The sequence below is a fragment of the Pseudomonas sp. EL_65y_Pfl1_R83 genome (assembly GCF_963970695.1).
Taxonomy (GTDB): domain Bacteria; phylum Pseudomonadota; class Gammaproteobacteria; order Pseudomonadales; family Pseudomonadaceae; genus Aquipseudomonas; species Aquipseudomonas tritici.
This window is the reverse complement of the sequence record NZ_CAXAQI010000006.1, coordinates 341,652-350,050: the sequence shown is the minus strand read 5'-3', so window position 1 is coordinate 350,050 and position 8,399 is coordinate 341,652. Positions and strand designations below refer to the sequence as shown.

The 8,399-nt window shown below is 53.2% G+C and carries 7 protein-coding genes; 4 read left to right on the top strand and 3 right to left on the bottom strand.

What is annotated here, in order from left to right:
* Positions 1-70 precede the first annotated feature (70 nt).
* Positions 71-460, bottom strand: a complete 390-nt coding sequence (locus tag AACY08_RS11915; protein WP_339469587.1) for a hypothetical protein — start codon at positions 458-460, stop codon at positions 71-73.
* 206 nt (positions 461-666) lie between these two features.
* Positions 667-5,178, bottom strand: coding sequence for an ATP-binding protein (locus AACY08_RS11910; RefSeq protein ID WP_339469586.1), 4,512 nt, complete (start codon positions 5,176-5,178; stop codon positions 667-669).
* 975 nt (positions 5,179-6,153) lie between these two features.
* Here AACY08_RS11910 and AACY08_RS11905 point away from each other — a divergent pair.
* Entirely contained in the window at positions 6,154-6,678 is a 525-nt protein-coding gene (locus tag AACY08_RS11905; RefSeq protein WP_339469585.1) for a DUF3833 domain-containing protein, read from the top strand.
* A 23-nt stretch (positions 6,679-6,701) separates the two neighbouring features.
* On the top strand, positions 6,702-7,007 hold the full coding sequence (locus tag AACY08_RS11900; protein ID WP_339469583.1) for a DUF6482 family protein: 306 nt from the start codon (positions 6,702-6,704) through the stop codon (positions 7,005-7,007).
* 59 nt (positions 7,008-7,066) lie between these two features.
* On the opposite strand, the gene AACY08_RS11895 is transcribed toward AACY08_RS11900, so the two are convergent.
* Complete coding sequence (locus AACY08_RS11895; protein WP_339469581.1) at positions 7,067-7,327, bottom strand: DUF6124 family protein; 261 nt, start codon at positions 7,325-7,327, stop codon at positions 7,067-7,069.
* Between the two features lie 535 nt (positions 7,328-7,862).
* Between AACY08_RS11895 and AACY08_RS11890 the strand changes: the two genes are divergently transcribed.
* Positions 7,863-8,108: a type II toxin-antitoxin system ParD family antitoxin gene (locus AACY08_RS11890; RefSeq protein ID WP_339469579.1), complete on the top strand. Its 246-nt coding sequence runs from the start codon at positions 7,863-7,865 to the stop codon at positions 8,106-8,108.
* Positions 8,101-8,391 (top strand): type II toxin-antitoxin system RelE/ParE family toxin, encoded by a 291-nt coding sequence (locus tag AACY08_RS11885; RefSeq protein ID WP_339469578.1) that lies wholly within the window; start codon positions 8,101-8,103, stop codon positions 8,389-8,391. The genes AACY08_RS11890 and AACY08_RS11885 overlap by 8 nt, the downstream gene beginning before the upstream one ends.
* The last annotated feature ends 8 nt before the right edge of the window (positions 8,392-8,399 follow it).

The window sequence follows — 8,399 nt, the reverse complement described above, 5'->3', positions numbered from 1 at the left end:
ATCGGATCGAACTGAAGGGCGAATCGATGCGCAGACGCGCAACGAAATTGACGACGACAGGGACTTCAGACTAACAATGCAAACCTGCGTCGCTGCGCTCCGACTGCCTGGCCGGATGAGCGTGGAAAGGGTGGCCGGATGTTGGTGGACTGGGTGGCCGGATGGCGTGGAATGCGCACTCTATGGTGGCACTCGCTTCCTGTTCCACCCGAATGTCTGCCGCAGCTTCGAAAGAGCCGCTAGCCGCTCCTGGTTTGTGGACGAGATGCTTCAACTGCTCACGTGAAACGACGATCTGTTCGCGAAGCTCTTCAGGATCGATGGACATCCCGCCCCCCGGTGTCACCTTGAGGGTCTTCAAGGAGTTTGCAGCCAGGATGAACTCGCGCTCACGCTTCTGCTCCCAATCGGGACGGCGGTCGGGAAACAGTCTGTTGATTAAGCGATGGAGGTTGATCATGCGGGGCTCCGGTGACGTAGGTGGTAGCTAAGCCACCCCGGTAGGCTATCACTCGAAGCCTCCTTACTCGAAACGGTGGCATCTGGAACAGCCCATGGGTTGTCGGTCGGGAGGGTGATGCGGCGGGGTTACGCGCACTCCACAACTGGGGGGGGGCATAGGCTAAAAGATTGCACTTACGCCCAGAGTAGTGACACCTTCCGCGCTCACTCATCCTTAGTACCGTTACAGCGATCCTCCTTCCATGATTCCATTTTTGGCCTCCCTCGCTCGAACCAAACTACACCCTCAGACCTTCTCCATGCTGCATGTGAGTTCCCTCCGCCTGGCCACACGCCTCGCTCCGCAACAAACGTCCAAACACACGCCAATCCTTTCTCTTTCAACATACGCTCAAATATGTCCTGTCGTATGAAGGCGTGTGAACCATCGTCAGGGCCCATGCTGCAGATCAATTGGGGCTTCCCTAGCGCATCCACATAGACACGTGGATCTGAGAGCATCGGGGTAATGGACAGCTGATTTGCCAACCAAGGAGCTGGTAAATGTGCAGAGGCTCCCTCTGGAAGGGAGGCATCCAAATGGGACTCCCAATGATATTTAACGCAGGGAAATGCTACCTCGAGCTCACCTTGGTTATGAAAGCTGGCAGGTGTCCACATCAACTGATCCCAGGTAAAGCGCCACGGGGCCTCAAGCAGATAGCCGTCTTCCGTGCAACTGCGTCCCGACCATCTCGAAACATCAAGAGAACGCTGGGTACTCAGATAGCGAATCAATTGTTTTTTATCCTTTTCCCTGACAACGACAGGCATAAGGAAACGCCATTCCTGCAGACGTAGCCCGTGCTCTCGGCTCTCTCCATCATCGTAACGATTCGCCACGGTGCGATGCTCGTAAAGGACGAGCCACTTTTCCCCTGCCTTGTCGGTTCGACCAACAAGGCTTGGCATCCCGAGGCTAGGGTCAAGCTTGAACGGCCATTCCTGTAGACAGTCTTCGGATATCTCCTCGAGAACAATTGGCGAGATATCTACAGAATCAGAACCCGTATCGGACAGCCCTTGAAGAACAGTAGGGTCGATGTCTCGATGAAAACCTAAATCGGTGGATGAACGGTAATCACGCGTTCCATCGACTCGTGCTTCGGAGAGCCAGTTACTATCGGCTAGCCGGCAAAGGAGTTCATCAAGCGCAAGCCACTCATATTTGGCACCAATACGCTCAAAGAGGGGCCTCTCGCGGGAATAGCTGTGACGGTGAGAGCTATCAGATGGGAAGCGTTCTTTTGTCCATCCGAAGTCATAGGCGCGCTTTGCAACCCACCGTTTGGCCGCCTCCATGTCGACGCCTTCTAACGTGCGCGGATACTTTTCCGAGCGGGCGATGCACCATCTAAATTCGTCGGCGAATCTTCGTTTCCCGTCAACATCCAATAGATCAACAAGCGTCTTCTCTAGCTGCCGAAGCTCCTCAGAGTGGTCAGGCGCCTCGAGTGCTTCTAACTCCTCAACAGCCTCTAACTCCTCGAGTGCTTCGACTGGGCGGAGCAAGAATCGGAAAGGATTAAATTGGAGAGCACCAATCGCATCGGCGATTTCTTGCCTGTCTGGGTAAGGGGCAATTACGTCTGTATCGAATCGCTCGTGCATTTCGGATTGTGTGTGGGGCATTTGAGAAGTCAACGAGACACTCGAAAACAAGCTGGCACGATGCTTGATCTCGTCTGCGAACTCACTTATCCCGCCAGTGCAAGAACGCTTGATTCCGTCACCTCCAGCTTTCGTGGCAACATCATCGAGAAGATCTTGTGAAACAGTAAATTGAACAGGCTGAGATCTATAGGGTGGCCTACAGGCACTGAGATCGACCCCTGTAGGCAGGCAATGATGATGCGCAGCCAGCTCAACAATCCCCGATGCGTAATCCCTGAGCATGATCGATAGCGGAGCGCACTGCTCAGAGAAAACCATCCGGTAAACTACCAGGGCGTAATTCTCCAGCCGCATTGGAGATGGATCGATGCAACATGCGCCATATCCAGCCCCGTGCAACCGTTCCATTACGTAGAGATCATCAAGCCCAGCGAACCTCTCGCACAGTTCACCGTAAAGCTCAGTCTTCGAAAGCAGCAACGCGGATAGCGCCTTAGTCGCTTTATCTCTGATTTTTCTATGCGATGACGCCGTCAGCCAAGTTACCGCAAGCCCACAAAGAAGCTGTACCTGCCGATCCGTTTTCTCGGTCTGACTGGCTAAACACCAGTCCAGTAGGCGGCGAATCGTGCTGCCATCCTCCATATCGAAGTCGTTGATTTTCACTGTCCAGTCAGCATCACGCTCTGGCATGGTTTTATTAATCAGGATGTCGTGTAGGAATTCGGCGTTCCACGGGTGATCGACATTGGCACAGAGTTCCATCAGCACGTAGAGCTGGCTATCATCGACAGCCAAGATAGCTTGGTAGAATTGCCAAGTTCGATCCGTGAATGCACTTGAACTACGCCAACGCAAACTCTCCAGAAAAGCGCCTCTGATCGAGTCGTCGTTAATCCAGATATCGATATCTCTCGGAAGCACATCCAAAAGCTCTGAACCAAAACGCTCAGGAACTTGGACAGACAAGGCTTCAGCGAGACCTGCCCACTCCCATTTGAATCTGTCACCGTCAAGAATGAAACTTAGAACCCCATTCTCCAGTTCGAGCCTTGGATCCCTCACACCATTAAGCAGCACGTGCGCCATGAGATGGTCTTGGAGTCGCTGAAAACTGAACCTCACGACATCCACGACCGGAGCAAATGGATCAATTACAGCCTGGCGCGGTGGTGGATCGAGTCGGAAAATCCCATTCTTCTGAAGTACGTCAAACCAAGTTTTGGATTGTGGGGAAGGAAAACTCAAAAACGCTTCCGCTGAAATTCGCACAGCATCAGCCAAAAGCACATAATCGCGCCTCTCTATGGCCATCAAGCTAGCGATGGCCGAGATTGCGGCTGTAGTCGGAGCTACCAGATCGTCGCTGCCGTCCCTCTCGACGCCTAGATTTCGTGCAACGCTACGGATGTAAAATGCAAAAACCTGCTTTGTGCCGTTCAGGCCTCTGGGGAACTGCTTACAACCGTCTCGGGCCAAGGCAACGCACGCACTGCGAAGAAACAGCGGATTCACAAACTCAGCTGAGAGCCAAGGCGTATCCGGCTGGGAAATGCCTCTCTTGTGTAGGTAGATCTTCGCAGCCCTCGACTGCTCTACACTTGTCTCGAAGCCACGAATGGTGAAGGCAACTGTCGTCTCCATCACCTTAGGCGGAACTACATACGCCGTATACTCAGTACGACAGCTGACGACAAGAACAAGGTTTTCGTAAGCGTTGACTCGGGCAATTAGAGCAGGAAGCTCGTTTCTCCATAGTTGCGCACCTGCACCTTCGTTGATGGCATCGATAAGAATGAGCCCGCGCTTTTTAGCAGCCTCAGCCGCAGAATTCATGGCCTGCAAGAATACCTCTGGCTCAACAGCTCCTAGCCCCAGTGTTTCTCTTGCTTGTGCCCAAAAACCCTGAGAGCCTAATTGTTGCCCCAAAATCAAAACGACAGGGTGCCCATCTGAAATCGCCTTTTGAGCAACGGTAGCAAGCGTGTGCGATTTACCTGTGCCAGCCTTCCCCGACAGAAGGGCGAAACGGTTTCGCTCGGCGGAATAGAATTTCCCTTTCAGCTTTGAACTTAAGACGTAGAGAGCATTGGAAAGCTGATCCAGCTTAGGGCTCAGATCGTTCATGTCCGAAGAGGAATAATCCCTTCTGAATTCAGACTTTGGCATGTTTTGCCAGGCCCAGTTCTTTAACTCATGGGCGCTATTAGACGCCGTTGACAAGGCGGCGATGCAATCAACATAGGGCCAGACCTCCCAGGAATGAGAGCAAAACCTGCTGCCAAATGCTAAAGCCCTGGATGCCTCATGCTCGACACGCTGGATACCAGCGGTGAGCCTGGCGTCAGAATCATCCTTTATGACGCTATAAAGCTTGGCTGCCTTCGCTATATCGGAAAAAGCAGAAGTGAGCTCTGTTATGACCTCTTCGCCCCGCAGGAGCACTTTGAAGAGGCCCTCGACTCCAACCTCTACGTGATCTTCGGGGTGATATCGCTCATCGAGTGACTTTACGGCGAGTTCCACATTCTTGTGGAACCATTGCCCAGACATTTCCAGCTCGCCGAACCAGAACCTTCGTAGGCCCTCAGCAGTTGGGTGCAACAATTTGTCGGTAAGATCAGACGCCGTCCAGGGCACGAACTCAACCGTGGGAATGCCGCTCTGGGCACAGAGCGCTTCCCAAACAAGCTTGTGCGTATCCCAGTGCTCCCATCCTTTCTTCCCTGCGCCTTGCGCCCCGCTGCGATCTGTAAGGTCGCAGGGAATGGCAATCACGTACTGTTTCAGGTCAGGGTGAGATTTCAAAGCCTGCTTTACCGACTCGTCGATTTTGCTCCAATCGACATCCCGTGATCTGAGGTAATACTTGGCTTGATAGCCGACCTCAGAACCGTCCTGAAGCAGCCAATAGCTCTCGATCCCTCCGTCGCCTCCCGAGCCTTCGATTCGCCTGAACTCTTTGGCGCTCTCGGGGCGACTGCGCCTGGCAAGTTGGCAGACGAGTTCCTCGAAGGACAATCTTTGCCCATCGTCCTTTCCGATGATTTTTGAATAGTCCATTAAACGTCCATCTGTAAGCCGGATTTTAAGCGCCAGGGCACTGTTCCCATTAGGGCTAGGTGCTCAGCGGCAAGCGATATGATTCAGGTCTACCCCATGGCTCTGATACATACCTGTGAACACTTCACGAAGCGTTTGCATCAAGCATCGTGTCGCCGAGGAGCCATTACGTTGACATCATGCCTTATTCGAATATTTTCGTGGGGAGAGACAACTTGGCTGCGAGTATGCGCTGGAAAGATTTGACGATAAATGGAAGAAAAGTCTGCATGGCACACCTTCTGCCTACCGTGGGGACATTCCAGATAGGAGGTCGCGGCGTCAGTGTTGAATTCACCTTTGGATTCCATTGCTTTAAGGGCAACGTAATCGTCCGGCAAAGTCACCTTCGCTGGCTACAAAGCCGGCTTTGAGAAAGGCCTATCTATCCATGAGATCCTTCTTCTCTACACAGGTAATACACCACAAATTAGCTAGATCCTGGGTGACGGAGTTGTCGGTCGGTGACAGGAGATGCAGCATCGGCGGCTGGTTGGTGTAGTGGCCAATGTGAGAGATTTTTTCCACGCCAAAAAGCTCTTGTATCAGGCCTAGAGGATCAGGAGGGGCGATGGCAGGTTTCCTCTTCAAGAGTCACATTGTGAGTCAAAGACCGATTGGAGGAGTCACAACTTTATAACCAACGATTCCAGGGGCGAAAGCCGCTCGCGCATATACACACCTACACAACATTCGTACCTCCGTGTCCATTAAAGGTTCGATTCCCTCTACCCGCTCCACTCGAATTCTCGTTCCGCGTCAGGTCTTTTATTGACGGGGAAACAAAAAAACCGGTCCTGTAAGGCCGGTTTTTTTATGCCTGCGATTTGAGGTATCCGTTATTCCTGTCGCGAAAACCTGTACAAATCTATATTTCTGTACAAGTATCTATTCAACACGCTGGCAATTCGCCGCGCGCGATCACGGAGCTGGGCAATGACTCGTCTACTGGTTTCATTGTTGCTGATATTGAGTTTGAGCAGTTGCGCCAACGTCGAGGTCGAGCACTACGCTGACCAGCAGCCGCAACTGGATTTGGAGCGTTTCTTCAGCAAGCCCGTCAAGGCCTGGGGGATTTTCCAAAAGCGTTCCGGGGAGGTCGCCAAGCGCTTTGAAGTGAACATAGCCAGCCGACGCGAGGGGAACGCCCTGATTCTCGACGAACGCTTCCTGTACAGCGATGGCACACGTCAACAACGCGTGTGGACGCTGACACCGGATGGCCCGGGGCGCTGGAAGGGCCGAGCGGGTGATGTGGTCGGCGAGGCAATCGGCGAAGTGGCGGGTAACGCACTGCGTTGGCGCTACCGCCTCAACCTGCCGGTGGACGGCTCGTTCTACGAGGTGAGCTTTGATGACTGGATGTACCTGATGGACGAGAACACCTTGATCAACCGCTCCAGCATGACCAAGTTCGGCGTCGAATGGGGGCAGGTCACGTTGTTCTTTCGTCGCCAATAAATAACTCGCAGTGAGGCTCAATCATGAATATACACATGCTGACTGAATTGGCGGTAAAAGGTGAAATTCGCGAGCTGGAGTTACTGTCGCTGGAGGGTGGGTTCTACATCGCGCGTGTCAGGCTGGATGACGCTGAAATGACATTGCTCGACGATGATGCCAAGCCGATGCGCATCGGCTCTACGACGCACTTGCGCGACCTGTTACAACGGGTTCCGCCGTTTCCCTGCGTGCTGGTGCAGCAGTGCGTGCACGATGAAATGTGCGGTGTTCGGGAAGGGCCGATTGGCGCGTTGCGCATTCCGTTTTCGCTGACCTCATCTCTTTAAAGCGCTATGCATTTTTTGGCTTCCCTCCCCCTTGGTATGGGCGGCCTGGGAAGGAAAGCCTATGCAGTGCGCGAACGGCCCTGCGCGGCTTGATCCACGCGGTCCTGCGCCGCTTCCACCAGCATCAGTCCCAACTCGATCATTTGCTGAATCGCAAGGGCCAGGTAGCGCTGTTGGGAAGGCAGGGTTTCGGCGAACTCATTGGTCATGGCGCCCGCGCCGGCGATGGTTTCGTAGGCGTTGGCGAGTAACCCTTCGGTGTTAACGTCCGGACGGACGCTGAACAGTTTTACGGAGGGGTTACAGGGGTCATTGCACATCTTTTGATCCTCGGTAAGGATCACCACCCGAGGCGTAAGGGTGGCAGCTGTACGCAGGTTAGTAGACCGGGAAAATTCATCCGAAAAAACCGGCGCGCCCGAAGACGCCCTACGCACAGCTACCAATAAGCACAGGCATGAAAGTGCCTGAGAGTAAGGACAGCCGTACGCCGGATAAATTTTCAACGGGCTACTAAACCCGACCGCTGATGGGCAGCGGCAAACGAACCTTAAAGAGGTCGCCCAAGACGCACAACTCGGACGAGTCTGATCGTTGTGTAGGCAATGGCGCAAGCTGTTCACACGCCTGTGCATAACCAAAATCCAACTGCAACTCCAAGTAATACAAACCTTTAAAGATCATTTGAAATCATCCGCCCGTTCGCATCATCCTCCTGAACCTCATCGAAGCAAGACCTTTAGAAAATACCTTCGGCATCGGCCCGCGGTGAAACGCCGGCCATCCCATACACGCGATTTCGCACCAATAGTATGATAGCGTTCCCCTGTCACTCTTTGGACTAGAGGCGCGCCCATGGGAACCGTACGAAAAACCATCACCGTTACCGACCAGCAAGACGGCTGGATCAAAGCGCAGATAGAAGCGGGTCATTACACCAATGACAGTGAATACATCCGCGATTTGATAAGGCGAGAACAAGAACGCAGCGCTGAAATTGAATCAATCCGCGCAGCGTTGAGGGAGGGTGAGTCCAGCGGCGAACCTCGTCCATTCAACCCCGATGAGTTCAAGAGAAGAATGTTAAAGACATATGGCTGAATACCGTCTTACACCTGCGGCAGAGCGTGATCTTGAAAACATATGGGTCTATAGCGCTCAGACGTGGAGCGTAGAACAGGCTAACCGCTATATAGATAGTGTGACGAAAGCGTTCGAGCAGCTAGCGCAACAGCCAAAGATCGCCCCAGCCTGCGACGAGATCAGCCCGGGATACCGCCACTATCGCGTTGAGAGACATACGCTCTATTTTCAGATCGGCACGTATGGAATTGAGATCGTTCGTATCGTGCATGATCGAATGGATAGATTACTCATTTTGTAATTGCGAAC